The sequence below is a fragment of the Candidatus Avoscillospira sp. LCP25S3_F1 genome (assembly GCF_052117125.1).
GTDB lineage: Bacteria > Bacillota > Clostridia > Oscillospirales > Oscillospiraceae > Avoscillospira_A.
Genome location: NZ_JBQKJT010000017.1, coordinates 1 through 25,374, shown reverse-complemented (window position 1 = coordinate 25,374; position 25,374 = coordinate 1). Strand labels below are relative to the sequence as shown.

The 25,374-nt window shown below is 49.0% G+C and carries 19 protein-coding genes; 10 read left to right on the top strand and 9 right to left on the bottom strand.

All coding sequences use genetic code 11. The features are described 5' to 3' along the window. Positions 1 to 214: 214 nt before the first annotated feature. Complete coding sequence (locus ACTQ33_RS13675; RefSeq protein ID WP_441465149.1) at positions 215 to 694, top strand: flavodoxin; 480 nt, start codon at positions 215 to 217, stop codon at positions 692 to 694. Between the two features lie 206 nt (positions 695 to 900). Here ACTQ33_RS13675 and ACTQ33_RS13670 read toward each other — a convergent pair whose 3' ends face one another. Together ACTQ33_RS13670 and ACTQ33_RS13665 are read right to left on the bottom strand one after the other, a co-directional pair. Beyond that, positions 901 to 1,344, bottom strand: coding sequence for a hypothetical protein (locus ACTQ33_RS13670; RefSeq protein ID WP_441465148.1), 444 nt, complete (start codon positions 1,342 to 1,344; stop codon positions 901 to 903). A gap of 176 nt (positions 1,345 to 1,520) precedes the next feature. Continuing rightward, positions 1,521 to 2,311, bottom strand: a protein-coding gene (locus ACTQ33_RS13665) for an IS5 family transposase (RefSeq protein ID WP_441465147.1) whose coding sequence is annotated in 2 segments (ribosomal slippage) — positions 1,521 to 1,990 and positions 1,990 to 2,311 — 792 coding nt in all. Because the reading frame shifts where the segments join, the coding sequence is not laid out codon by codon here. Between the two features lie 253 nt (positions 2,312 to 2,564). Here ACTQ33_RS13665 and ACTQ33_RS13660 point away from each other — a divergent pair. Further along, positions 2,565 to 2,888 carry a hypothetical protein gene (locus ACTQ33_RS13660; protein WP_441465146.1) on the top strand — a complete coding sequence of 108 codons (324 nt, stop codon included), beginning with the start codon at positions 2,565 to 2,567 and terminating at the stop codon, positions 2,886 to 2,888. A 131-nt stretch (positions 2,889 to 3,019) separates the two neighbouring features. After that, positions 3,020 to 3,253 carry a hypothetical protein gene (locus ACTQ33_RS13655; RefSeq protein WP_441465145.1) on the top strand — a complete coding sequence of 78 codons (234 nt, stop codon included), beginning with the start codon at positions 3,020 to 3,022 and terminating at the stop codon, positions 3,251 to 3,253. A 229-nt stretch (positions 3,254 to 3,482) separates the two neighbouring features. On the opposite strand, the gene ACTQ33_RS13650 is transcribed toward ACTQ33_RS13655, so the two are convergent. Continuing rightward, positions 3,483 to 3,839, bottom strand: coding sequence for a TIGR04076 family protein (locus tag ACTQ33_RS13650; protein ID WP_441465144.1), 357 nt, complete (start codon positions 3,837 to 3,839; stop codon positions 3,483 to 3,485). Positions 3,840 to 3,897: 58 nt separating this feature from the next. Next, positions 3,898 to 4,230, bottom strand: a complete 333-nt coding sequence (locus tag ACTQ33_RS13645) for a hypothetical protein (protein WP_441465143.1) — start codon at positions 4,228 to 4,230, stop codon at positions 3,898 to 3,900. A 121-nt stretch (positions 4,231 to 4,351) separates the two neighbouring features. On the opposite strand from ACTQ33_RS13645, the gene ACTQ33_RS13640 reads away from it, so the two are divergent. From ACTQ33_RS13640 to ACTQ33_RS13625, 4 genes are all read left to right on the top strand, one after another. Then, positions 4,352 to 7,030 (top strand): SNF2-related protein, encoded by a 2,679-nt coding sequence (locus tag ACTQ33_RS13640; protein ID WP_441465142.1) that lies wholly within the window; start codon positions 4,352 to 4,354, stop codon positions 7,028 to 7,030. Continuing rightward, positions 6,999 to 7,559: a potassium channel family protein gene (locus tag ACTQ33_RS13635; protein ID WP_441465141.1), complete on the top strand. Its 561-nt coding sequence runs from the start codon at positions 6,999 to 7,001 to the stop codon at positions 7,557 to 7,559. The genes ACTQ33_RS13640 and ACTQ33_RS13635 overlap by 32 nt, the downstream gene beginning before the upstream one ends. Then, positions 7,552 to 9,513, top strand: a complete 1,962-nt coding sequence (locus ACTQ33_RS13630; RefSeq protein ID WP_441465140.1) for a site-specific DNA-methyltransferase — start codon at positions 7,552 to 7,554, stop codon at positions 9,511 to 9,513. Before ACTQ33_RS13635 ends, ACTQ33_RS13630 begins: the two co-directional genes overlap by 8 nt. Positions 9,514 to 9,730: 217 nt before the next feature. After that, complete coding sequence (locus ACTQ33_RS13625; protein ID WP_441465139.1) at positions 9,731 to 12,886, top strand: type III restriction-modification system endonuclease; 3,156 nt, start codon at positions 9,731 to 9,733, stop codon at positions 12,884 to 12,886. Positions 12,887 to 13,178: 292 nt separating this feature from the next. Here ACTQ33_RS13625 and ACTQ33_RS13620 read toward each other — a convergent pair whose 3' ends face one another. Beyond that, on the bottom strand, positions 13,179 to 13,613 hold the full coding sequence (locus ACTQ33_RS13620; protein ID WP_441465138.1) for a hypothetical protein: 435 nt from the start codon (positions 13,611 to 13,613) through the stop codon (positions 13,179 to 13,181). A gap of 119 nt (positions 13,614 to 13,732) precedes the next feature. Between ACTQ33_RS13620 and ACTQ33_RS13615 the strand changes: the two genes are divergently transcribed. Then, positions 13,733 to 13,975, top strand: coding sequence for a helix-turn-helix domain-containing protein (locus ACTQ33_RS13615; RefSeq protein WP_441465137.1), 243 nt, complete (start codon positions 13,733 to 13,735; stop codon positions 13,973 to 13,975). Between the two features lie 56 nt (positions 13,976 to 14,031). Here ACTQ33_RS13615 and ACTQ33_RS13610 read toward each other — a convergent pair whose 3' ends face one another. The 4 genes from ACTQ33_RS13610 to ACTQ33_RS13595 all read right to left on the bottom strand — a co-directional run bounded on the left by ACTQ33_RS13610 (position 14,032) and on the right by ACTQ33_RS13595 (position 17,795). Then, a complete protein-coding gene (locus ACTQ33_RS13610) occupies positions 14,032 to 15,612 on the bottom strand; it encodes a vWA domain-containing protein (protein ID WP_441465136.1) in 1,581 nt (526 codons plus the stop codon). Between the two features lie 60 nt (positions 15,613 to 15,672). Further along, the gene (locus ACTQ33_RS13605; RefSeq protein ID WP_441465135.1) at positions 15,673 to 16,089 is read right to left on the bottom strand and encodes a single-stranded DNA-binding protein; all 417 of its coding nucleotides are present in this window, start codon (positions 16,087 to 16,089) and stop codon (positions 15,673 to 15,675) included. 32 nt (positions 16,090 to 16,121) lie between these two features. After that, positions 16,122 to 16,451 carry a hypothetical protein gene (locus ACTQ33_RS13600; protein ID WP_441465134.1) on the bottom strand — a complete coding sequence of 110 codons (330 nt, stop codon included), beginning with the start codon at positions 16,449 to 16,451 and terminating at the stop codon, positions 16,122 to 16,124. A 362-nt stretch (positions 16,452 to 16,813) separates the two neighbouring features. Then, positions 16,814 to 17,795 (bottom strand): IS5 family transposase gene (locus tag ACTQ33_RS13595; protein WP_441465133.1). Its coding sequence is split into 2 segments (ribosomal slippage): positions 16,814 to 16,892 and positions 16,891 to 17,795, totalling 984 coding nucleotides; the frame shifts between segments, so codons are not numbered across the junction. Positions 17,796 to 18,228: 433 nt separating this feature from the next. Here ACTQ33_RS13595 and ACTQ33_RS13590 point away from each other — a divergent pair. Then, on the top strand, positions 18,229 to 20,298 hold the full coding sequence (locus tag ACTQ33_RS13590) for a VWA domain-containing protein (protein WP_441465132.1): 2,070 nt from the start codon (positions 18,229 to 18,231) through the stop codon (positions 20,296 to 20,298). A gap of 116 nt (positions 20,299 to 20,414) precedes the next feature. Further along, positions 20,415 to 23,159 carry an S-layer homology domain-containing protein gene (locus tag ACTQ33_RS13585; protein WP_441465131.1) on the top strand — a complete coding sequence of 915 codons (2,745 nt, stop codon included), beginning with the start codon at positions 20,415 to 20,417 and terminating at the stop codon, positions 23,157 to 23,159. Positions 23,160 to 25,374: the final 2,215 nt, after the last annotated feature.

Sequence of the window (25,374 nt, the reverse complement as noted above, 5' to 3'; positions counted from 1 at the left end):
AAAGATTTTGGCATCACAACAGAGACTACAGTGAACCACACGATAGGAATATGACGAAAAAATACTACAGTAGCAGTTAAATGTTAAAGTTGCGGCTGCGGTGCTTTTACAATGGGACTGCCTTTATATGTTGTATAACTACAATCTGTACAGGGCGGCGTATGGTGTGGTATCATAAATAAAAATATGTACATGAACAAAATGGAGGAGTTCTATGAGACGCAAGTTGGTTGCCTATTTTTCGGCCACTGGTGTCACGGCCAGAGTGGCGGAGATGCTTGCGGACGCCATCGGTGCAGATATTTATGAGATTGAGCCAGCCTGTCCGTATACTCAGGAAGATTTAAACTGGCGAGATCAGCACTCACGCAGTTCTGTCGAGATGCAAAATCCAGGCTATCGTCCTGCTATTGCTGTGAAACGGGACAATATGGACCTGTATGATGTAGTGTTTGTGGGCTTTCCCATCTGGTGGTATACAGCGCCTATGATTATCCATACTTTTTTAGAAAGCTATAATTGGACCGGCAAGACGGTGATTCCATTTGCAACATCCGGTGGCAGCGATATGGGGAAAGTGAATGAAAAGCTTCGATCAAGTTGCCCCAGTGCAATGTTGGCGGAGGGTAAGGTGTTTTGGACTGGTGTCAGCAGCTCAGAGCTACATAACTGGGCAGCATCTCAGACAGAATGAATAGAAATTATATATTCATATAGATGCTGATAGCCCCCAGGGCCAACGCATTTTATATTTTACGAAAATCTCTGTCCGAGATAAGTATTGGTATGTATAATCGACCTTCATATTCATTTTTGTGAATGCCAAGAAAAGGAGCAAGGTATAATTTTGACCCTGCTCCTATCGGATAGTATTTAGTTCAACAAATTAAAATTGGCCAGTTATTCACCATATACGATTAAGACGGTTTTTCCATCGCAATCCAAATAAACGCTCTGGTCGCCGCCAACCATTCCGTCTGTGCAGAAATGTACTTTCCATACACATTCATCTGTATCAAAATATGTCGTAACACTATCATACTCGACGGTGCATTCGTTCTTGGCGCGTTCGGCTACATTCTCAAAAGTTATTTCAGTTTCAGTTGTATTTACAAATCCAGAAGTCTTTACACCAGGTTCGCCTTCTGCATATATTTCTTTATCTTCAGTGTAAGAAAAATTGGGTATCGAATTGTGGGTCTCTACAATTTCAAGTTCCGTATTTTCATCAGATTCGGTTGAGTTGTTTGCCTGGATATTCTGCTCAGTTGTGGACTGCTGATTACAACCAATTAAATAAAAAATACAAACCAAAGCTAAAACTAATACTATCAACTTCTTCATACAATCACAGTCCTTTGTCAAATTCAAGTCTGATAACTGTTTCATTATCTATGTAGACGGGGAAAACGGTAAAAAGTTCCAAAAAATAATTATATAATAGCATACTCCCGTTGGCTTGTCTCACTCCGGGAATGATAATTTTAAGCATTTTTCTTTTGCTGCATATCTTAGAGCGCCTAACAAAACCGAAAAGCAATTAAAGCAGCAGCAAGTGAGAGGAAGGCCAAATGGATATCAGCCCTACGTTCATATCGAACAAGCAAACGCCTGTATCGATGGAGCCAGGCAAAGGTGCGCTCGACAACCCAACGATGTTTTCCAAGATGAGTAGAACTCTCCACACCGCGTCTGGCAATTCGGTGTCTGATATGCCGTGCTGTACACGCCTGTCTGCAAAATGGGTAATCATATCCTTTATCTGCGTGGAGTTTCTGAGGATGGCAGGTAGGTTTCCCATGCAAATTTCGCAGAGATGGCAAATGATCAAGCATATACCCTAGCATTTTACAATCATGAACATTGGCGGCAGTGAGGCCGACAACAAGCGGGATGCCGTTCCGATCCGTAATGATATGATGTTTGCTCCCAGAGCGACCTCGGTCTACCGGGTTGGGTCCTGTGAGTTCGCCCCCCTTTTTGCCTGGATGACAGATCCGTCAATACTGGCTCTGCTCCAGTCGATCTTTTTTGTATAGTGCATATTTTGTAGGATAATATGATGCAGGTTCTCCCAAACACCAGCTTTTTGCCAATCCCGAAGTCTGCGCCAGCAGGTCATACCACTACCGCAGCCCATCTCCTGTGGCAGGTCTTCCCATGGTATCCCAGTCTTGAGGACAAATATAATTCCGGTCAAAGCTGCTCGATCTGATATGCGTGGACGGCCTCCTTTGGATGTGGGCTTATGTTCTGGCAATAGCGGTTCAACCAGACTCCACAATTCGTCGCTTACTAGTTTCTTGGGCATATCCGTCACCCCCACTAGTATTTTACCTCATAGCTCTATATTTGTCAGGTTTTGTTAGGCACTCTTATTGGGAATATGCTTGCAATACGCCAGCAGTAAAGTTACCGAGATTTGGTGTGGCGTTGACTGTAATTACAATGGGAGCATTTATCATGTTCAAATTAAGAGAAAAATAAAGCTGCTCAGTGCAATGCTGGCCTTGCCAAATCTACACCGGCACAAAGAAGAAATCAGAATTGCAAAGAGGTAAATTATGACAGGGATTTTTATATTATTGTTAATAGCAATGCTTTTAGTTGTAAAGCTTTGCAAGAAAACACTAAAAGTCGTACTATCTGCCATTATTGTTTTAGCAACAATATATTGTGCTGTGCTTTCCATCGATATAAACAGAGTTGAAAGTTTTAGAGAGCCTATATTTAACATTGGTCGTTATGAGGAAGCAGGTCTAATTGAATATAAGGGATTAGGGTATAGAACAGTTGTAAAATATGCCTATACTGCTAATAATGAACAGAAAATAAATAGTATAGAAATGTATATGTTTGATAAATGTATTGCAGGTGCTATAGAATAAATCGTCCACCAATCTTTCACCCTCGCCCCGGTAGCAGAAGTTAAAGGCTTTGTCGCCGCTCTCTGTGCTTGAATTGTTCATGGTTTTAGGTATAATGAAATCAATAAATATGAATTTGAGGAGCTAAGAATATGAAAAATATTTGGCAATATTTTTTTGCTGGTGTCATAGTGGCCATTGGTGGAATGTTTGTATCAGATTTTGCTGGTGACTTTTTTAATGGGCTGGGGAGCTATGGCTTCGGCTGTATTTTGGGTATTTGTATGTATCTTTGTATTGTTATTGTGACTTGTACTGGAATTATAGTCACGAAGCTAGACAAAAACACTCATTTTGATGGAAAAAGTGACAAACAAAGTGAGTAATAAATCCCAGTTTGTCAAAAAAAGGGGCCTGTTGCAAGATACGGTTTTTGCGTCTAACTGGAAAATGATTGCATTATAAAAATTACCGTGAAACTTCGTAACTGGAGTTTCACGGTAATTTTTATCTGGGTGTATTTTGGAAAATTTTGTTTTTGCAACAGGCCCTATTTTGTTTAGATGTTACTATTCACTATGTACCAAGCGTCCACGACTAACTTTGCTTTGGATATCATTGATTCATATCATCCAATGTTTGAATATTAAATACTACCGGACGTACCCCATCTGTACAGCATACAATGCTTTGCCCCTCTTTTTTATTCCAAGGCTTATAACTTGCCCCGGCAGATATTGCACTAACACTGGGATAAATATCCATCCATGCCCATGGACAAAAACCATCTGGCATTTTTGCATTACCCTCGAAAATAAATGTATCTCCAACTTCCAAAAGGGGACATGCGCCTACCATTTTACCTTCAGTTAAATATTCATCTGCATATTCTGGATAAAACTCTTTACGCAGTACCGTAATCATTACTTTTTTTATAATGATTCCCCCTTCAACTTCTTTTCTATACAGCAAAATTGAAAAAACTTATCGTACTATCTGGTAAATCTACCACAGATTGTAACATCCCATATTACTCATTCATTGTAAGACCCAGCCGCTCAGCTATTTCCTCCGGCTTTAGACCGGACTTCTGCGCCTGCTTCATCAAGTCCTGGATTTTCTGCTTTTTGGTCTTTCTGGGTTTGCGCGGAGGCTTAGGAGCCAGGATTGCAGCCTTCTGCTTATCTAACTCTTTGATCTTACCCTGCACCTTGCTGATCCGTCCATCAAAGACCGCAATGGCTTCCTGCTTCTTGGCCTCGATCACTTTGATCTGCTTCCCGCATTCTTCGATTTTGGCGTCAATTTCAGCAATTCGTTCCTCTGTGGTACGGCGCACACGTTTATTTACAGTATCGGACATTATAATCACCCACCTTTTGGTAAGCATAGCACACATTGATGTAAAAAACAACTTTGCCTTTTCCCCTAATATCTGCCATAATAATAATAACGGAGAACCGGGATGAGGGAGGACATACGCCATGCTGCAAACACCGTTTCACGCCTATTACAAGGCTCGTCTGTTGGAGCAGTTGCCGGAGGAGGAACAGTTCATCCCGGTTTTTGCATCATCGGACATTGAAATTTATCCGTTCCAGATTGCAGCGGCCAGCTTTGCCCTGCGTTCCCCCTACCAGAAGGGGGCTGTCCTGTGTGATGAAGCCGGTATGGGCAAGAGCCACGAGGCCATGCTGGTCATCAATCAAAAGTGGCTGGAGGGATGCAGCCGGATTCTTTTGGTTATTCCCAATGCCGACCTACTGCACCAATGGACAGAAATGCTGGAGCGGTTCTATACCGTTCCTTATGTGGTATTGACCAGCCGCAAAGAATGGCAGGCCCGCAGCGCCCCCGACCATCCCAACGCCTTTATTCAGGATGCTATCGTTATCACCACCTATGATTTTGCTGCCGACAACGAGGAGGCCGCAAAGGTGGTCAACTGGGACTTGACGGTGTTTGAAGAAGCCAACTCCCTCTCTCCGGTCTACCAGGAGGACAACAAGCAGGCCAAGGCTCTCAAACGGCTCGCCGGTGACTCCTTCAAACTGCTGCTCACCGGCACCCCCATCGAAAAGAACATCATGGACTTGTACGGCCTAATCTGGTTTATCGACGAAACACTGCTGCCGGGAGAAAAAGAGTTTCTGGCCCGGTATCTACGCCGACCGGAGAACTACCCGGAACTCAGCGAACAGGTCAGCCGCTATTGTTTCCGTACCCTCCGTTCCCAGGCCAAGCACTACGCCAAGGTGACGGAGCGTGTGCTGCTGACCGTGGAGTACACCCCCAGTAAGGCGGAGCGGCAGCTCTATGAGCTGCTGTATGCTTACATCAACCAGCCGGAAAAGAGAGCCTTTCCCGAAATGAACCAATATGACCTGGCTCTACGGTTGCTGGGCCTGCTGGGTTCCTCTACGGCGGCGATTCTGCAAACCATCAAAGGTATCGTCAAGCGGCTCCAGGGGTTGGAAAACGCAGCAGAGGAGCTGGCACAATGGCAGGAGATGCAGGCCGTGGCCGAGGGTATCTCCCAGGATGCCAAGGCCGGTGAGCTGCTGACTGTTCTCAAACAGGGCTTTTCCTTGATGAAGAAAACAGGAGCCGGACGGAAGGCTGTTATCTTCACCGAGAGCGTGGAAACCCAGAAGATGCTCCAGAATCTTCTTTCCGGCCAGTATCGTACCCTGGCCTACAACGGCAGCGCCGATTACTCCGTGATCCGCCAGTTCAAGGAGGAGGGCGAGGTGCTGATTTCTACCGACAACGGTGCCAAGGGCTTTAATCTGGAGGAGGCCGCTTTCATCATCCACTATGATCTGCCGTATAACACGTTGAAGATGGAGCAACGGATCGACCGCTGTCACCGGCTGGGCCAGGAAAACGATGTGCTGTCCGTGGCCTTTATCGACAAAAACAACTTTGCCGATGTCCGCAAGCTGGAGCTGGTCAACAAGCGGATGCTGGTGACTGATGGTGTCTTTGGCATCACCGACGATGTGCTGGGTGGCTTTACCGATGATGTGAAGGGGGCCTTTCCCGTCATTGCCCAGCGGCTGCGGCCCAGAGCGCAAATTGAGCAGGCATACCGCCAGACCCTGGACACCCATGAGGCGGATAACCGGCAGACCATCTCCGCAGCGGAGGACATTCTGTTTACCACCTTCACCAAGGAGCTGGCCGACAAGGTGAAAATCAGCCCCAAGTATATGAACCGCCGTGGGCAGGAGCTGAACAACGACCTTTGGGAGATTGCCAAATGGTTCTTTAACCGTTACAATGAAAAGAACGACGATTGTCATTTTGTGATCGACGAAGCCAGCCGTACCATTACGGCCACGGAGTACCAGGAGTTGCCGGTACTGTTCTATTACTGGACGGGGAACCGAAACCGACCCTATCGCAGCCAGAAGGTGTATGGCATGGCAAAGGATTTCAAACCCAAGGCCGGACAGCTTACCCTGTCCAGCATTATAGGCCGTGGGATTCTCCATGAGCTGGAGAGTGCCAACGAGGGCGTCCTGACCATCCCAACGGTGCCGGAGCCGTGCCGGATTGCCCTCTATACCGTGACCCTGGTATCAGGCTCCAGCCGCACAGAACACGCCGTACTGTGCGGCCTGACGGAGAGCGGAAAAGCCCTGGACGATGCAGCTTGCCGCAGCATCCTGGAGCTGCCGGTGGAGAGCTGCACAGAGGATGAGCGGAGATCTCCCCACTGGCTGAAGGGGAGCAGCCGTCCCCACCCATTGGATGAGCTGGTGCCAAAGGAGGCACTGCTGGAGGCACAACTGGAGCGTCTATCCCCAGTCCAGGCTGAGGAAATGGAACGGATGAAGCAACAGGTATCGGCTGATAAGGCGGCACTGAGCCGTGAGCTGAACACCCTGGACAGCCAGGTGCAGCAGGCACAGGCGGAGTTGGAGGCTGTCACCGGCGACCGGCTGAAACGGCTGGCTACGCAGAAGAAAATCAATCAGCTACGCCAAGAGTACATGAAGCGGCAGGAAAGCCAGTTCTTTGACGCTATGCGGCTGGATATGGAGCTGGAGGAGAAAATAAAAACCTTTGCCGAAAAGGAAAAACTAACGGCAAAGGTTCAGAGAGAATTTGTGGTGGAGATTATATATGAAAAACAAGGTATACATGCTATTGAATAGGCACATTGCATTGATTACAACCATAGTGGATTTGCTTTATATATGTCTGTTATTCTTTTCTTCATGTGCCTCATTGACCAGTCCTGCAACCCTAAATTGCTTTTTAATAGTTTTAACAATAGTTTTGGGCGTATTTTTGATTATAGCGCTAATGTGTCCCTTTTGGTGGATTGCTAACTTTCGAAAAATTTGTCCAAAAAGAAACAAGGAAAGGCTATATATTCTCTCATCCTTGATATTTCTTATATGTGTTATTTTTGCAATATTATATGCGGTTGTTATTATGTTTGATGAAAGGGCATTCCAATTTAACAATGGCCTATCACGCAATGTCATAATTAGAGGGTTCGATTTATTATACTTTAGTATTGTGACATTTACTACATTGGGATATGGTGATATTGTCCCTGTTTCTTGGCCTGCAAAGGTAGTTGTCAGCGTGGAAGCACTGAGTTTTACTGTGGGTATCGCATTTGTGCTGGCAAACTTTTATTTTAACAAGAATGAAGGAGATTGCACAAATGAATAACTTGGACGGACTTTCCATGAACATAGAACAAACCAACCTGGACAAGCTGCACTCGGTATTCCCAGAGTGCGTTAGCGAGGGGAAGTTGGATATTGACAAGCTGCTTTCTCTGTGCGGCGAGTACATTGACAACGACTTTGAGAAGTACAAGTTTGAGTGGAAGGGCAAGGCAGATTGCCTGCGGCTGGCCCAGAAACGATCCACCGGCACCCTGCGCCCCTGCCCGGAGGAAAGCGTGGACTGGGACACCACCCGGAACCTCTACATCGAGGGCGACAACCTGGAGGTCTTGAAGCTGCTGCAAACGGCTTACTACCGCAAGGTGAAGATGATCTATATCGACCCGCCCTACAACACCGGCAACGATTTTGTCTATGCCGATGATTTTGCCGATCCTATGGCCCGGTACAAGGAAGTGACCCAGCAGACCACCAAGAGTAACCCGGAAACCATGGGCCGCTTTCACACCAACTGGCTCAATATGATGTATCCTCGTCTCCGTCTGGCGGCAAACCTTCTGCGGGATGACGGTGTGATTTTCATTTCCATTGATGATGCAGAATTATATAATCTCAAGAAAATCTGTGATGAGGTTTTCGGTGAGGAAAACTATGTTGCGACACTTGTTTATGACAAGAACCGTAAGAATGACGCAAAATACTTTTCTGTTGGCCACGAATATATGCTGGTTTATTTTAAGAGTGCTGCGACTATCTACGAAATGGGCATTGTTCTTCGGGCAACAAAAGAGGGAATCGACGAGGTAAAGGAAGAATTTCAGCGTCTGCGTACTTTGTATAACGATGACTGGGCAAAAGTAAATGAGGGTCTGAAGGCGTTATACGCCACATGGCCTGCTGATGATCCTCGTAAATCCTTAGCACGGTTTACACGAGTTGATGAGAAAGGGCCATATAGAGATGATGGTAATATAAATTGGCCTGGTGGCGGTGGGCCTATGTACGATGTAATACACCCTATTACTGGTAAGATGTGCAAAAAGCCTGTAAGTGGATGGAGATATCCGACACCCGAAAGATTACAAGAAGAAATTAAAAAGGGCCATGTAGTATTTGGAAAAGATGAAACTACGGTTCCTCGTGTCAGAATGAATCTTTTTGAAGCGGATAAAGAGGTGTTGCGTTCAGTGCATTTTAGCTATGCACAAACTGCAACCAATGAATTTATCAAGATATTTGATGGTAAAAGAGTTTTTGAAAATCCTAAAAGCGTAGATGATATTAAAAAATTAGTTGAGTATATAACTGCTAAAAACGATAGTGATATCATCCTTGACTTCTTCTCAGGCTCTGCCACCACCGCCCATGCGGTGATGCAGCTCAATGCCGAGGACGGCGGCAACCGGCGCTTTATTCTGGTGCAGCTCCCCGAACTGTGCGACGAAAAGAGCGAGGCGTACAAGGCTGGGTACAAGAATATCTGCGAAATCGGCAAGGAGCGAATTCGGCGGGCCGGAAAGAAAATCCTGGAGGAACACACCCAAGTCACCATGGAGGAGGACAAGCAGCCCCTGGATGTGGGCTTCCGTGTCTTTAAGCTGGACACCTCCAATCTGAAAACCTGGGATGCTACGCCCATTGAGGACGAGCAGCTTGACCTCCTATACCAGCGAATGAACAGCATGATCCACCGGGTAAAGCCGGAGCGCACCGACCTGGACATGATTTATGAAATCATGCTGAAGCTGGGTGTGCCGCTGACCTACACCGTGACTCCGTTCTCCATCAACAACAAGACCGTCTATGGCGTGGGTAATGATTGCCTGCTACTGGTCTGTCTGGCCGAAGATGTGCAGCCGGAGGACATAGAGCAGATGGCCGAATACGCCCCAGCGAAAATCATCATCTCCCGTGACAGCTTTGCCGACGATACTGCTATGGCCAATGCCTACTATATCCTGCGGGATCATGGAATTGAATTGAAATTGGTGTGAGGTAATTCGGATGTTGTGTAGATATTGCAGAAAAATTATGCAGAGTGAATATGTAAGTCAGCCAAACGGGGGCTACTTTGAGTTTCATAATTGCACAAACTGTAAAGCTGTATATGAATGCACATCACGAACCATCAAAAGAGGACGAGAAAAATATGAGATTCGTGAGAAGGAAAGATGGTGGAATCCAACAACAGAGAGTTGGGAAGATTGAGATATGAAACTGAAGTTTAAGAACCAGGCATTCCAAATGGAGGCAGTCAACGCCGTGGTGGATTTGTTTACCGGCCAGGAGAAAACCAAAAGCACCTTCTCCGTGGTGGATGAGCGGCAGACTTCCCTTCTCCCGGAAATGGGCCAGGGCAATGCCCTCTACATCGACCAGGAGACATTGACCTCCAATATGCACACCGTCCAGAAGCGGAACAACCTTCCTCTGACCCCATCGGCGGAGGGCTGCCAGTTCTGCATTGAGATGGAAACCGGCACCGGCAAGACCTACGTCTACACCAAGACCATCTTTGAGCTGAACCGCAAGTACGGATTCACCAAGTTTGTTATCGTGGTGCCGTCGGTGGCTATCCGGGAGGGTGTCTATAAGTCCTTTGAAATCACCAAAGAGCATTTTGGCCTGCAATATGACAATGTGCCATGCCGGTACTTCATCTACAACTCTGCCAAGCTGTCCGATGTGCGGCAGTTCGCCACCAGCTCCAACATCGAAGTGATGATTATTAACATCGACGCTTTCAAGAAGGCGGAGAACATTATCAATCAGGCCCAGGATCGGCTCAACGGCGAAACGGCTATGGGCTTCATCCAGAATACCCACCCCATCGTCATCATCGACGAACCCCAGAGCGTAGACAACACCCCCAAGGCCAAGGAAGCCATTGCCACCCTGAACCCCCTGTGTGTGCTGCGGTACTCCGCTACCCACCGGGAAAAAATCAATCTGCTCTACCGTCTGACCCCAGTAGACGCCTACCAGATGGGGCTAGTCAAGCAGATCGCCGTGTCCTCCAATCAGATTGCCGGCGGCTTCAACCAAGCCTATGTGCGGCTCCTTTCCGTCAGCAACGACAAGGGCTTTCGGGCCAGGGTGGAGCTGGACGTAAAGGGCAAGACCGGAGCCGTGACCCGCAAGGCCGTGACCGTCAAGCCGGGAGACGATTTGTTCCTGCTGTCCGGGCAGCGAGATCTCTATGAGGGCTACACCGTCGCCGGAATCGACTGTACCCCGGATTTTGAGCATATCGAGTTCGGAAACACTCAGGAGGTCAAGCTGGGCAAGGCCATTGGCGACGTAGACGAGAACATCGTCAAGAAGGCTCAGATCCGGCGCACCATCGAAACCCACCTGGATAAGGAGCTGCGGTATCTGGACAAGGGCATCAAGGTGCTGTCCCTGTTCTTCATTGACAAGGTGGACAAGTACCGCCATGAGGACGGCACACCCGGTATCTATGCCACCATGTTCGAGGAATGCTACCAGGAGCTTATGGCAAAGCCCAAGTATGCCGTCCTTCAGGAGCGATTTACCACGGATGTGAGTAAGGTACATAACGGCTACTTCTCCCAGGACAAAAAGGGCCGTCTAAAGGACACCAAGGGCGACACCCAGGCCGACGATGACACCTACAACACCATCATGCGGGACAAGGAATGGCTGCTGAGCTTTGAATGTCCGCTGCGGTTTATTTTCTCCCACTCGGCGCTGCGGGAGGGCTGGGACAATCCCAACGTGTTCCAGGTCTGCACTCTGATCGAACAGAAGTCCACCTTTACCTGCCGCCAGAAGGTGGGCCGTGGCCTGCGCCTGTGCGTGAACCAGGACGGTGAACGCATCGAGGACAAGAATATCAATGTCCTTCACGTCATGGCCAACGAGAGCTTTTCCGAGTTTGCTTCCACCCTCCAGAAAGAGATCGAGGACGAAACTGGCGTCAAGTTTGGTGTACTCCAGCTCAGTTTGTTTGCTGGGATGACCTATCAGGAAGAAGTTACCCGTGAGCATACGATTGACAGAGAAGAGGCCCACGAGCTGGTAAAAACCTGGATGGACGACGGCTCCATTGACAAATGGATGGCCGACCCCGAAATGACGGCAGCGGAAGAAAAAATTACAGCGGAATTGGAATCAGGGAAAATCACCGAACCGCCCAGCCCCGTAACGGAAGTCATGCGCCAAATTAAAAACGGTGCGACCGCTGAACAGGCAGCAGAGGCAATTATTGGAATCACCAGTACAATCACTACCGTAGAGGAACATACCGTCACCCACGAGGAAGCTACGGAGCTGCTGGAGCATTTTGAGCAGAAGGGGTATATCACCAGCACCGGTAAGGTCAAGGATACCATGAAGAACGCTTTGAAGAACGGAACCCTTGACCTGCCGAAAAAATATGAAGCCGCCAGAGAGCGGTTTGAGCAGATTATCGCCAATGCCGACCGGAAGCCCCCGGTGCGGGATGCCTCCCGTGATGTGGTGGTACGGCTCAACAAACAGGTCATGCTCTCCCCAGAGTTCCTGGAGCTGTGGAGTAAGATCAAGCAGAAAACCGCTTATCGGGTGAGCATTGACACGGAGCAGCTGGTGAAGAACTGCGTCAAAGCCTTTCAGGAAATGCCCCATATCCCCAAAACCCGGTTAATGTCCCAGACTGCTGATATTTATATTCAACAATCGGGAATCAGCCACATGGAACGGGAAATGCGGACGATGGATATTGCCAATGACTATCAAACCTTGCCGGACATTATTACCGCCATCAGCGATGAGACGCTGCTGACCCCAGCTACCGTCAACCGGATTCTGGTGGAAAGTGGCCGGTGCGGAGACTTCCTCAACAACCCGGAGGCATTTCTGGAGCAGGCCGTAGAGTTGATTCGCAGCCACCGCCACGCCCTGGCTATCGACGGTATCCGCTATGTGAAACTGGACGGCCAGGAATATTATGTGCAGGAGATCTTCGACACCGCCGAGATGCTTGCCAACCTGGATCGGAACGCCGTAAAAGTAGAACACAGCGTCTATGACTATGTGGTTTACGACAGCTCCACCGTGGAGAAGCCGGTGGCCGTGGCCCTGGACAACGACCCGGATGTGAAGATGTTCTTCAAGATTCCCAGCCGATTCAAAATTGAAACCCCCATCGGCACGTACAACCCCGACTGGGCTGTGTATCTCAACAAGAATGGCGAGGAAAAGCTGTACTTCGTCCTGGAAACCAAGGGTGATACTAGCTTTATGCACCTGAAAACCAGTGAGCAGTTGAAAATCCACTGCGGCAAGGAGCATTTCAAGGCACTGGACGCAGGTGTGGAACTGGAGACTGCCACCAGCTGGTCGGAGTTTAAGAAGCAGCGGTGAGTGCATGAATTTGCAAAAAAATGGGCAACTCAATAAAGATTTCAAGCATCTGAAACAAAAGCAAAAGGCCAGAATAGGGGACTTTATGTATCAGAAAACACATGCGTTTTTCAATACGTATGAGAAGATGCCATTTACAGAGGAAGAATGCCGAATGGTTGTAGACAGAATTTATAGCCGGATTCGGGGACTGGGTATTTTGATTGCGTATGAGGAAATCTACCGTGAATACTGTAAAAGACGCTACTATATAGAAGTCAGTTACAGCAGCAGGAAGTGTCCTTATTCTTTGCTATAATTGAATTTCAATAACCCGCTTTCCCATTTGACGTGCCTGTGCGGCCCAGAATGCTGTATCGCTGTCATGGTTGGCTGCGTATGTAATGACAATATCGCTCCACTCCAGCATATAATGGTTTCTTCGGAAAGTCGCTTGGTGCAAGTCAACCTCGTCAATATCTGTTATATAAATACAGTTAGAAAGATCCAGATTAGCTTCATGGATAGGCCAATGGGCCAAAACGACAAAAAGGGACAGTTTAGAATATACTGCTGCAAGTTCTTGCAATACAGTGTACACCAGAGAATCAAAGTTGCCTTGGTGGCCAATATAAAAGGTCTGAACACACTCCTGTTCTATAAGTTGCTGTAGGATTTCCCGCACCTGTGGTGCAATCGATGAGGGACAATCTTGATGCCCCAAAAAAGTGCAGCACGGATAGTTCATCCGATCACGCTCCTTAAAAATAAAATGCTGCCTTAATTTTAGCATTTCAATGGAAAGTACGCAACTGCGTATACGCAATAGCGCATAAAAAGATACTATCATACCGAGGTGAACGCGGTATGGCAGTAAAACAAGCAGTGGTGGAGCGGTTCCGGCAAATCTGTGCGGAGCGCACTATCCGTCCTAATGAACTGGCCAATTTGGCCGGGGTAACGCCGTCTACGGTATACAGCATGCTGGATGAACGGCGAAAGGATATTTCTATTGTGACCATCAAGAAATTGTGTGATGGACTGAGTATCACGTTGGGAGAATTTTTCTCAACGCCGGAATTTGATGCGCTGGAGCAGGAGATTCAATAATTGCATAGCAAACGCCCCATGCGGCAGAGCAATCTCTGCTGCATGGGGCGCTACGTTTATCCTATGTAATTACGCATCAAGTCTCGCACAATGTCATCTTCTAATAGTTCGCTGGTCCGGTAGATTTTCTGGCAGAACGCTTTTAAGCTAAAATCCATGCCAATCTGTCCGCGGTCCAGCAGAATGCCGGTAACAGTGAAGTGGTGCGCAGACTGTTCCTCATGCAATTCCTCCAGGAATGAATCAGAGACACTGCACTCGCCATCGGTAATGAATACGATATCGGCTGACTGAAAGGACTGCTCCTGGAGCAGCGCCATAGCTGCTGTCATGGGGGCCTCAAAATCGGTGCCGCCGTCCAGAAATGTCTCTGCCGCCCGCAGCCGGTCCTCCAGGGAGTAGTGGCCCGGCAGGAACAGATCCAGCTGGAGCTGCTCCCGGCTGGCAAAGTGGATCAGCGCAAACTTACGGTGGGATTCTGCGGCAACTTCCAGCAGCGCCATGGCAATGGCTTTGGCCAGGGCGGCCAGCGGGCCACGGGTAGAACCGGATTCATCAAGGCAGCAGATAATATCACCCATGCCCTTATGCACCGGGGTACGGCGCCGGTACTGCTTCAACTGCCGCGTCTGGTATTTCCGCAGAAACAGGGGCAGGGTAGCAGGGGAGGCCAGCATGGCCAACTCCGAGGTAATGGCCCGGGAAATATCATTACCCAACTCCAGGGAATAGATCTCACCACGACCATAGGCATAGCTGTTTTTCTTCCCCTGGGCAAAAATTTCCCGGAATCGGCCCAGGTGGCGGGAGATCTCCAGCAGCTGTGGAGATTGGCGCACTGCCTGCAGCAGTTCCAGATTTTCAGGACACCGGGAAGCATTGCCTGGTGTTTGACTCCAGGCTGCCAGAATGTTCTGTGTCTCCTGGGCTTTTTCTGTGGCAGATTCCAGGGCGACAGAGACCGCGGAGCGGGTCTGCTGCTTCCGCTGGGCCAGAACAACATCCACATTTTTGGAGACGGCCTCCTGCTGACGATGTTTACTGGCCAGCTGATTGGCCGCTGCCAGCAGCTTCGGCTCCAGCAGTTCCCGGCCGGCAGCAGAGGCACGATACTGCTCCATCAAGGCAGAGAAAGTCTCAGCAGCTTCTTGCTGTGCCTGTTCCAGCTTTTCCAGGGTGTGCAGTGCGCCTTTGTCTCCACCCAGATCAGCCAGCAGGGAATCCAGCTGGTCAGCGGTACGGGATAGAAATTCCGCAGCAGCATCATAGGCCGGAAGCTCCCGGCCTTCGCAGATGCTTTTCAGCGTTGGAAAGTCATCTTGCTGCATCACATGGTCCAGCAGATGAGCATGGAACTTTCGGGCCGCACAGGAGAGAACGGCTTCGTCGTTCCGCTTGGGGGCCAGCGCATAAAAGGACTGAAAGACGTCCTGGGACAGTGCCGGGAAGCTGGGCAGCTGTGTTGTGGCTGCTGCTTCTACAGCGTCCATGGATGCGTCATCCTGCCGCAGATCTGTATAGATGGCATCTTCCAGACGGGTGGAGCGGAGCAGCCGGTCTGTCTGGTGGGATGTGGTTTCGGGAAATTGCCAGTTGTGGTGCAATACATCATCAATGGTCAAAAAGGTTCGTTTCATTTTGGTTCCTCCATAAGGCAAAGGGGAGGGCAATGGCCCTCCCCAAAATTCATTAAGTTGTTATCGCTGCATAAATGCTGTGGGATCAAAGTCCGCGGGTAACTGGAACACATCAAAACTGCCGGGAGCCGGTGCGGCAGGCGCACTCTGGGACTCCGGCCGGGAATCGCCAAAGTAGACGCTCTCCGCCACGATCTCAGCAGTGCGGCGCTTGTTCTTGTCCTTGTCTACCCAGTCGCGGATCTGGAGACGGCCTTCCACAATGGCCATACGGCCCTTGGTGAAGTACTTGCTGACAAACTCCGCCGTGCCGCGCCAGGCGACTACATCGAAGAAATCCGTTTCCTTTTCGCCCTTGTCGCTTTTGAAGTCCCGGTCACAGGCCAGGGAAAAGCTGCAAACGGCGATGTTGCTGCCGGTGGTACGAAGTTCCGGGTCCCGGGTAAGACGGCCCATGAGAATGATTCGATTCAACATATAGAATTCCTCCTAAATCGTGTGAAAGATGGTTATTGCAGCGCTGACAGCTGTGCCAGCGGGGCGGGGGTAAAGCCCACTGCCTCATGGGCCTTGCGGCTGATCTGCTCCAGGTCCTCTAATAGCGCCATCACCAATTCGGTTTCCTGTGCTGTCTGGGCCTGACCGGCCAGCTCCTGCTGCATCTGGTACAGGCGGACGCACTCACTCCGCAGCTTGATCAGGGCCTTGCTGGCAGCAGACGGACGATCCGCATCGGCGCGGGCCTCGTCAAAGGCCTGCTGTACTTCCAGCGCCATGGCCCGAATGGTATCGACCTTATGGAATTTTGATTTCAGTGGTGTCCATGGAACGGAGGGCATACTTGCCCCCTTTCTTGCCGCTCCTTCCAAACTTACTCCGTTCCGGTGAAACTCCTGCCTGAAATACAGAATTATTGTAGCATGAAATAGGGAACAGGGGTAGGTGAGGATGTCTCTCTTATCAGATGCTCCAAGGTAGTTGATGCTAAAAATAAACAGCGATCATTAAACTACAGAGAGTCAAGCTATTGATTTGTGATGGTATTTCATATATGCTTACTGCTTTTTAAGGAACCACTGATTATATGTAGCATTACAGCTTATAAGGGGCAGCAATCGTGCCCAATTGTGCAAGATGAACTCAAAATTCAGTCATATTCTGCTGTTTTTGCGCCCTTTTTCTGCAAAAGGGCGCAAAAAACCTATGCTGGCGGCAAAGTGCCGCCGGCTCTAACCAACATATACAAATTCGCACTGGCAAACAGCACATACAGGCGGGAGATTTTTGCTCAGCCCTCGATAGACTGTTTTCCGGAAACCAAAGATATTTTTTACGATGCGGTACGGATGCTCTACTTTACAGCGCACAGAGGATTTCTGGTGCTCAATATGGCGTTCCCAATCGATGGCATTGTCTGAAACTCTGGGCAGTCTGCCCGGCCTGCGGTTGATGCGGTACTGGATAGAACAAAATTGCGCGTTGTTTTGGATCTCTTCCCGTTTTTCGATGCCAAGGTAAGCACTGTCTCCATAGACCACCTCGTCGTCCTCTCGCAGCAGCTTTGCTGCCACGGTGATATCATGGACATTGGCTGCCGTCACCTCCACCGTGTGGACAAATCCGCTGCCTGCATCTACGCCTGTATGGCATTTCATGCCGAAATACCACTGGTTGCCCTTCTTTGTCTGGTGCATCTCCGGGTCACGCTCTTTTTTCGCGTTCTTTGTAGAGCTGGGAGCGCTGATGAGCGTGGCGTCCACGATGCTTCCGCCCCGCATCATCCGCCCGGCGCGATCCAGGCAGCGGTTAATCGCATCAAAGAACCGCTTCCCCAGTCCATGCTCCTCCAGCAGGTGGCGGAACTTCAGCAGTGTTGTGGCGTCCGGCACATCCATTTCCAAAAAGTTGATTCCCATGAATTTCCGCATGGCATAGCTGTCGTAGATGGCGTCCTCAACCCCCTCATCTGACAGGGTAAACCAGCACTGCAGCAGGTACATCCGCAGCATTATCTCTATCTCAATGGGTGGACGGCCTCGCTTTCCCGATGGATAGTAGGGCACAATCAGCGACACCCATTCCTCCCACGGGATGATCTCCTCCATGATTTCCAGAAATTCCTCACGCCGCGTCTTTTTCTTCCGCTGGCTGTATTCGTAATCACTGAAGCTTTGCTGCTTCATTTTTTCCTCTGCCTCTATGATACCATTTCTTTTGTCTCTTTGCATTAAATCAGTGGTTCCTTAAGATTTATTTGGCATGATCATATCAAAATAGTTGTTCCCGGCTCAGATTGTCCAGCAGGAATCTGCTTGAGTAGAGGTAATGGTGCAGCGAGCTGCCATAGTGGGATTTATTCCGGCATGTTCTTACACTTATGTTTCTGCGAGAGTGAATAGAAATCCGTATATTTACGTATTATACCATCCTTGACAACTCCATTGTCGGAGATTACAATGCAAAGGGAGGGGAGCGAACGATGCAAAAACGAAGGGAATTCTGATTGCTAGAGGTCTTCCTTGACTGTTACAGATATGGCGCCTAGTTGGAGACTGAAAAGAGAAAAATGGATTGTGCGTCATACTCTTAATTTTATGATGAAAGAAAGTTGAAAAGATGAAAAAGTGTCCCAACTGTTCACAGGAGCTAGAGGATTACGCAGCATTTTGTTCTACTTGCGGCGCAAGACAGAATGTAGAAGAAACAGGTTCGCCTTTATCGGAAAATCATACGGCGCCGCTTCCGTGGGAGGACAGCACCCCGGAGACGGATACGGTACATACGGCTGGGAAAAAAACCAACAAGAAGCAGACCATTTTTCTGGTAGCGGCATTGATGATCCTGCTGATAATCGCAGGGGGAGGATGGATTCTCAACAGTTTGAAAGAAGCACGGCTACAGGAGCAACTAACCGAAACGCTGGATGGTGCCGACACGTTTGAGCGCTGGATACAATTACAGCAGGATCGGATGGAGGGTTATTTGTTGACCGAGGCCGAGGAGCAACAGTACGGTTTCTTGCTGGAAGGGGCCGAAGCCTTGAATGCAACCGATTATGCTGCACAGATCACAGCGGTAAACGATCTGTCCGCGTTTGAAGAGATTTTGGTAACGCGACTGCAAGGCGAAGCGCAGGTTCTGCTGGAACAAATGGAGAGTATGGAACCCGGCTATGCGTCGGATGCACAAAAAGCTAAACTGGAGGAGTACGCTGCTGAGATGAAGGATTTGATCGAGGCGGGGGAATACAAGCAACTGGACGACCATGTAGCCCAGTGGAAAGCCTTTGCGGAAGAGGCGGCCCAGAAGAAAACCGGGTATGTCGTCCAAATCATGCAGCATGATTTTACGACCTATCCCAACGTTCGACTTTATCTGGATATTGAGGAATCGGCCTCTGGTACGGTGCCGACGGAGCTAAGCCCAAACATGTTCTATGTATCCGAGAAGGATGCCAAAACGGGAAATTATCTGCCTTGTGTTGTGACAAAGGCCGTCCAGATCAATGAAAACGAACGGCTGAATATCAACATTCTGGCCGATACCAGCGGCAGTATGGAAGGCCGGAACATGGATTCGGCCAAACAGATTATGAAAGACTTCCTGAATACGGTGCAGTTTCAAGCGGGGGATCATGTCAAGCTGACGCCGTTTAACAGCACCATTGGAAAGCTGGGAAGTTTTACGGATGATCCGCAGTCGTTGCAGCGGGAAATTGACAGCTACCAGCCGTCTGGTCAAACCAAGTTATACGACAGCCTTATCTATGGTGTACAGGATGTTTCCGGCCAGGAGGGAGCAAAGGTTGTGCTGGCCTTTACAGACGGCATGGATGTGGGGAGCTACAACAGCGCACAGGATGTGGTCAATGTGGTGGCCCAGTATCAAATCCCGGTGTTTATTGTCAGAATCGGCGATGCCGGTACTGCGGCGGAGGACCGCATGTTGGAGCAGATCGCCCAGGCTTCAGGCGGCCGTTTTCTCCATCTGTCTCAGTTCAGCACGGAGCTTACTGAATTCTACAATCATATTTATCGAGAGCTGAAACAGTATTATGTGGTGGAATACGAGACGCAGCAGCCCGATCTTCTGACGGAGTCCACCGATATTTCGCTGTATGTACAAAACCAGGATATCGGCGGCGAAGCCACGGTGCAGGTTGCGCCGGGACAAGAGTTGTTCAATAGTTTGCTGGGCGGATTCCTCCGGAGCTATGTGCAGGATATGAATGCGCATAAATACGACCAGTTGGCAGATTATGTTGCAGTACCCACTGATCCCGAGGACAGAACAGCCATCGAGTGGCAAATGAAAACGCAGGTGCTGGGTGGATTTGGCGATATTGAGCAGGAAACGTTGATGGACTATGCCATTACGGATATCCAGATGCAGGAGGACGGTTCTATTCTGTTGAGCACGGTGGAAAACTATGAAACACAGTATTATGAGACGCTGGAAGATTTAAAGAATCTCAGTCCTGCCATTGCCAGCGAAGCAAGAAACTATCTTGACAGCCGGTATGGTGAAGGAACAGTCGATGATACACAACGGGTTCGGTTTTGGGTGCGTGTCAATCAGATGCCCCAGTACATCCTAACCCAATCGGAGGAGGGCGGCTGGAAATTTGCTCGGTATGCCGGTAACATTCAGTTTGGCCCGGCAGAGGTATTTGATGCCGAGTGGTAAACGGGACAACCACCGATTGGATGCAATTTTTGTGTAGTTGCCATATCTGTTAGGGCGGTGCGTGGCGGCACGCCGGAACAGTTCGTGGGTAAAAAGAGAAAGAGGGAGCGGACGCGATGAAAAGACGATGGATATCTTGCCTGATGATTATTGGGATTCTGTGTAACCTTTGCAGTTTTGCGCTGCCGGTAGGCGCAGCAGAGGCACAGGAAGCGGCGGCTGTGGAACTGCTGAACCAACTGCCCTATGTGGGCGAAGCGAGCAACTGTAGAATGGATGCTGCCATGGCACAGGGGTATGCGGAGGCGCTGGAGGGGATGCAGCAGCGTACTGCTCCTGATTTCCGCGGCGAATCGTGTACCATGAAACCGTCGGCAATTTTGATTGATCTGGCAGGAGACGGTATGCCAATTCTCCTGACCTATTATGAGTATGAGGCGTCCGGGCGGCGTATAGTTGGCAGCAGCCAACCGGAAATCATGCCCACCATTTGGACTTGGGACGGAAGTCAAGCTGTCCCACAGGACGAACTTTTTATAACGGAAGGGCCTTCGTACAAAGAGGCACTCGAGGAAACAATGGCAATGGGGTATTCCGGAGAATTTGCTCGATCGAAATTTGCGGTCGCACCCAATGGCAACGCCTATTTTGTGGCGGAGTATCAGGAAACCGTCTGTGTACGGCAGGATGAGAATCTTGAAGTCTGGGGAGAAGCCAGCCATTATCTAATTGCATATCAGATCCAGAATGGTCAGCTCCAACAGATGGAGGAGATTGCTCTGGTGATATTACGCGATGAGAACGGAATGCTATACGATGCGGTAGCCGACACCGCGCCCATGCGTTTGCAGGATGGACTGGCAAAGGGATTTCAAAAAGTGCAGGGCGTGTTCGATGATCCCAATACAGTATGGGAGTATGTGGAATACCCGTCAGCCGATTTTTATTATGCACTCTTTTTCAACGGTCAGCTCCAACAGACCGACTCCTATGAAGATGCAATGTCTGTTTTTTCTCAATATGCAAGCAACCATATCAGAGAACCATATGCCGATCCCAGTACAGAACCATTGGGTGGGCTGATGCAGCAGAGCTATGTTGCGTCCTCTAACATTGCCGCCACTTTGCGTTCATACGCGGATCTGGTGGGTCGGCCCAGTTATACGTTTGAAGAGGTATCCGGCAGCTTGACGCCAGCTCAGGTGGAGCAAATCGCGCAGGCACTGGCGCAGCAGATTAATGGAACGGTAGGGGAGATCTACCGACTGGGGCCAGATCTCTATTATGTGATTGTCTATGTGGAAGATCAAGTCAGCGGCGGCGCGGTGGTGAAGGAAACGGTAAACGGCGTACGGGTGGTTGTCACCCATGAGGAACCGGTCGAGGAAGCGCAGCTACAGCAGCAGGCCGCAGCCGATCAGCAAACGCCAAATCTTACGCTGGATTTCAATGCCGGGCTCCAAGACCCTGCCGGGCAATTGCAAACAGCGCTGGAGAACATTGACGGTACGGAAGTGAACGATGCGGCCAAACAGGAGATTGTTCTGTACATGGAAAATATGCTGCGTCAGTTGACGCAGAGCTATGCTGCCGTGGAGGACGGTCTGATCCAGGTGGATTTGGCGCAATTACAGCAGGCGATCTTGCAGGCGGAGGAACTGTTGCAGTCCATGATGGACGTGCTAGGTGATACGATGCTCAACAAGCCGGTGACGGTGACGCTACAGATATTTGCGCCGCTCCAATCCTGGGAAACGCCTGTGGCGTGGAAACTGGATGCAGACTTACTGGAGGCCATGGAAGCCGTGGACGGGCTGCAATTGTTGCTGGGAGATGGTCAGCACACTGTGACAGTCACCCGGGAAACGCTGACGGCGCTGCTGGAATCAACAACGGTGGTGGTGCTCCAGATCGTGCAGACTGATGGCAAGTATGAGATCACCTTCAGCGATGGTGAAGGCAATGCCCTCGCGCATTTGCCCGTGGGCATCACGCTTTCCTTGCCTGCGGCCAGTGAGACGGCAACAATTCTGGTGACTTATACAGGCGGCAGCGACAACTGGGGCGGACAGTACGACGCGATCAACGGCGCCCTTTCCTTCTCCACGCCCTATACTGGCACCTATGAGGTGGTGGAGAATGCGGTGGAAATCACAGATTTGGGGACGGTAGACGAGGAAACGGCGAATGCGATTGCGTTTATGGTATCCAAAGGGTATTTTACCGTCGATGAAACCGGGGCATTTCGTCCGGATGGGCCGCTGAAACGATATGACTTCAGCAAGGCGCTGGTCAGCATGTTCTTTGCACTGGATCGGGGGCTGACCACGGATTTTACGGATGTGGAAACGGACAGCATATATTATCCGTATGTGGCATCCGGTCAGCAGCGGAATATTCTGTTGGGTTATGAGAATCAGACCTTCCGCGGAGAGCAGAATGTGGTGCGGGAGCAGCTCATTGCCCTGTGCAGCCGCACACTGGCAGACCAGAAAGGATACAGTTATCCGACGGATACGACTATGTATTTACAGTACAGCGACTGTGACGCCATTTCCGACTGGGCGCTGGAAACGACGGCGCTGGCTGTTCGAGAGCAACTCCTGACGGGAAACGGCGTGTTAAATCCCCAGGGAGAGATCACTCGGGCAGAAGCGGCATTGATGCTGTACCGACTGTTTATGCTGCTATATGAACCGCCTGCCGTCAAGTTGACAGCGGCAGGCGACGCGGCGTCGGCATGGGAAATGGACTTCGACAGGGAAGAACAGGGCGCGCCAGCTGTGGCGATTGCAGCAGGCGTTCTGGTGGTTGCCGCCGCCGTCGGTGGCGGTTGGCTTTATCGGAAAAAGAGAAAATAATGGGCCCGCTGCAGAATCGAGAAATTCTGCGGCGGATTTGATGGTGTCATTAGGTTTATAAATGGGATTGTGAAAAACAGGCCCAAAATGAACAGGAGTCCTCCCTAGCGGGTGGACTCCTTGCTTTCAAAAAACGGATGAGATCCTGGGAAAATTAATTATTTGGTGATATAATAAATCTGTGAAATACAAAAGAATACCGAAAGATATTTGCATCAATCCGGCAGAAATTACCAGTGAATTTGGAGAAAATTATTAAATTTCTGATCTGAAATATTCTTTCTGTGAAATTATAGCTTATATGGGCTAAATCGATATTTTACACCTGAGGAGCGCAGAATACGTCGCCTTATAGATATTTTGAAACTATAATCTATTGGCTCGCATGTTTTTTACAATGCTTGGTTCGATACTTTTAATAGAATATGGTCGAGAGCTCCCAACGCTAGCAAAACACCGAGACCTGTATGCAAAAATGTAAAGGAACATTCCCAATTGGTTACTTCTGTGGTATACTACAAGTAGACAAAACAGGCACTTTTACTTTGAAATGTACGATTATGGGGTGTAGGAATGTATCAGAAACGAGCTTTGGAACAGATAAAAATGAAGATGGTTTCAGATGTCGTTTGGGACGCATCTGTCGGCAGGGAACCGATGGGTGTAGATGTCAAATTGGATGTAATGGGCACAGATAGAAGAGATATATGCCCAGTCTATGTGCTGGGAAAATGGTCGTAATGCAGTCCCAGCCTGCATTGCGTTTGGTGAACTTTTCATTAAGGAATCGGAGAATTTCACCGATGTGGAACGGTTGCACCCGCTTAGGAAAAAACTACATACAGTATTTTCAGGGCTTGGAGGAGTTTCAAACAGTGCCACTGCTCGAACCATTGGTGGGTGATGGTATATTTTTGTAATTGTTTTCCGCGCAGTAAGTGGCCAAAATCGACAAGCCTCTGTGTGAAGGTGTATGGCTGGAGATAATTCACTATGTGGATTGAAATAATCCGAACGACGATGACTAGAAGTGCTCCAGTGATAAACCAGGTAATAGAAAGGAAAATTCAAATACCGTAAAGAAAAGCAAATAAGACAGAAGAAGGCTAAAAAAAATGTGGAAGGCTTATTCTGAATGAAACCATTTTTCCTATGGATGTTAAGCATCTACCCACATCGATCTACTGAACCAATGCAGAGAGTATCTGGAAACGGCAATTGGTTTGCTGTGGAACGATACGCGTTGTACAGGCCATAAACTGCCCTACAGCCGGAAGTATGCCCGGAAATCCTATCTCAGCTTGATCAAATCCAAGAAGTGGAGGGTTAAGCACACAAGGCAATTAGGAAGCAGCTAGATTGGATGTTCAGAGCCGGAGTATGCCTAAACCAGTTGCTGCTGCAGATGTCTGCCCATTTAAATCCAATACCCAGCTGGCTCTGGGATTGGCTGTCTGTGATTCTGCTGGTTTTTGAGCATCAAAAGTATATGTTTAATCGTAAAGCTCATGTCTGTGAGGACCAGATCATCAGTGCTTAGCAACCCTGCATCGGCCCAATCAACCGTGGGAAATAACCAGTTTCCACAAAATTTAGAAAGAAACTTCAATTATTTGTGGCAGGTGGTCATACTTTTCTGGAGCAGACCAGATGGAACAATTTCAACAGCTATTGTTTAGAGTTTGGCATCCATTTAAGCGGTCTGGCACTTGGACATAAACGAGGTAGGTACTTTGAGAGAAAAAAATGCCAGATGATGCGTGATAGCGGTGAGCGGGAAGGCCATCGCGGGACGCAATGGAAACCTAAAGCGTAAATTCTGCTTTGAGCTCTTTTTTTACAAGCTGGGTGGGAACGCAAAAAGAGTAGTCATTTCAATCTTTTAGCCATGAACACAGCTTACAGACTGCGTCGATGGTTTGTGCAATTTTGGGGATTTTTTAGGATGATCATCGTTTTTTAGTAGGCCCTAATTAGCGTGAGGACCTACATTTTGGTTTCAGCCATACAGGCACTAATTGCCTGGCGTATATATCTTTCACATAAACTGGATCTGTTTGCAATGCTATATTTATAGAATTTCCATTTGTTATAAATGATGGAAATTTAAGGCAGCACCGCACAATTGCTGAGGCAAGCGCTGTCGAATCACCCATCAGGCAGGAAACCATAGGCTTCCCGGCGCATTTCTTCGCGAGAGCGCACAACTTCAAGC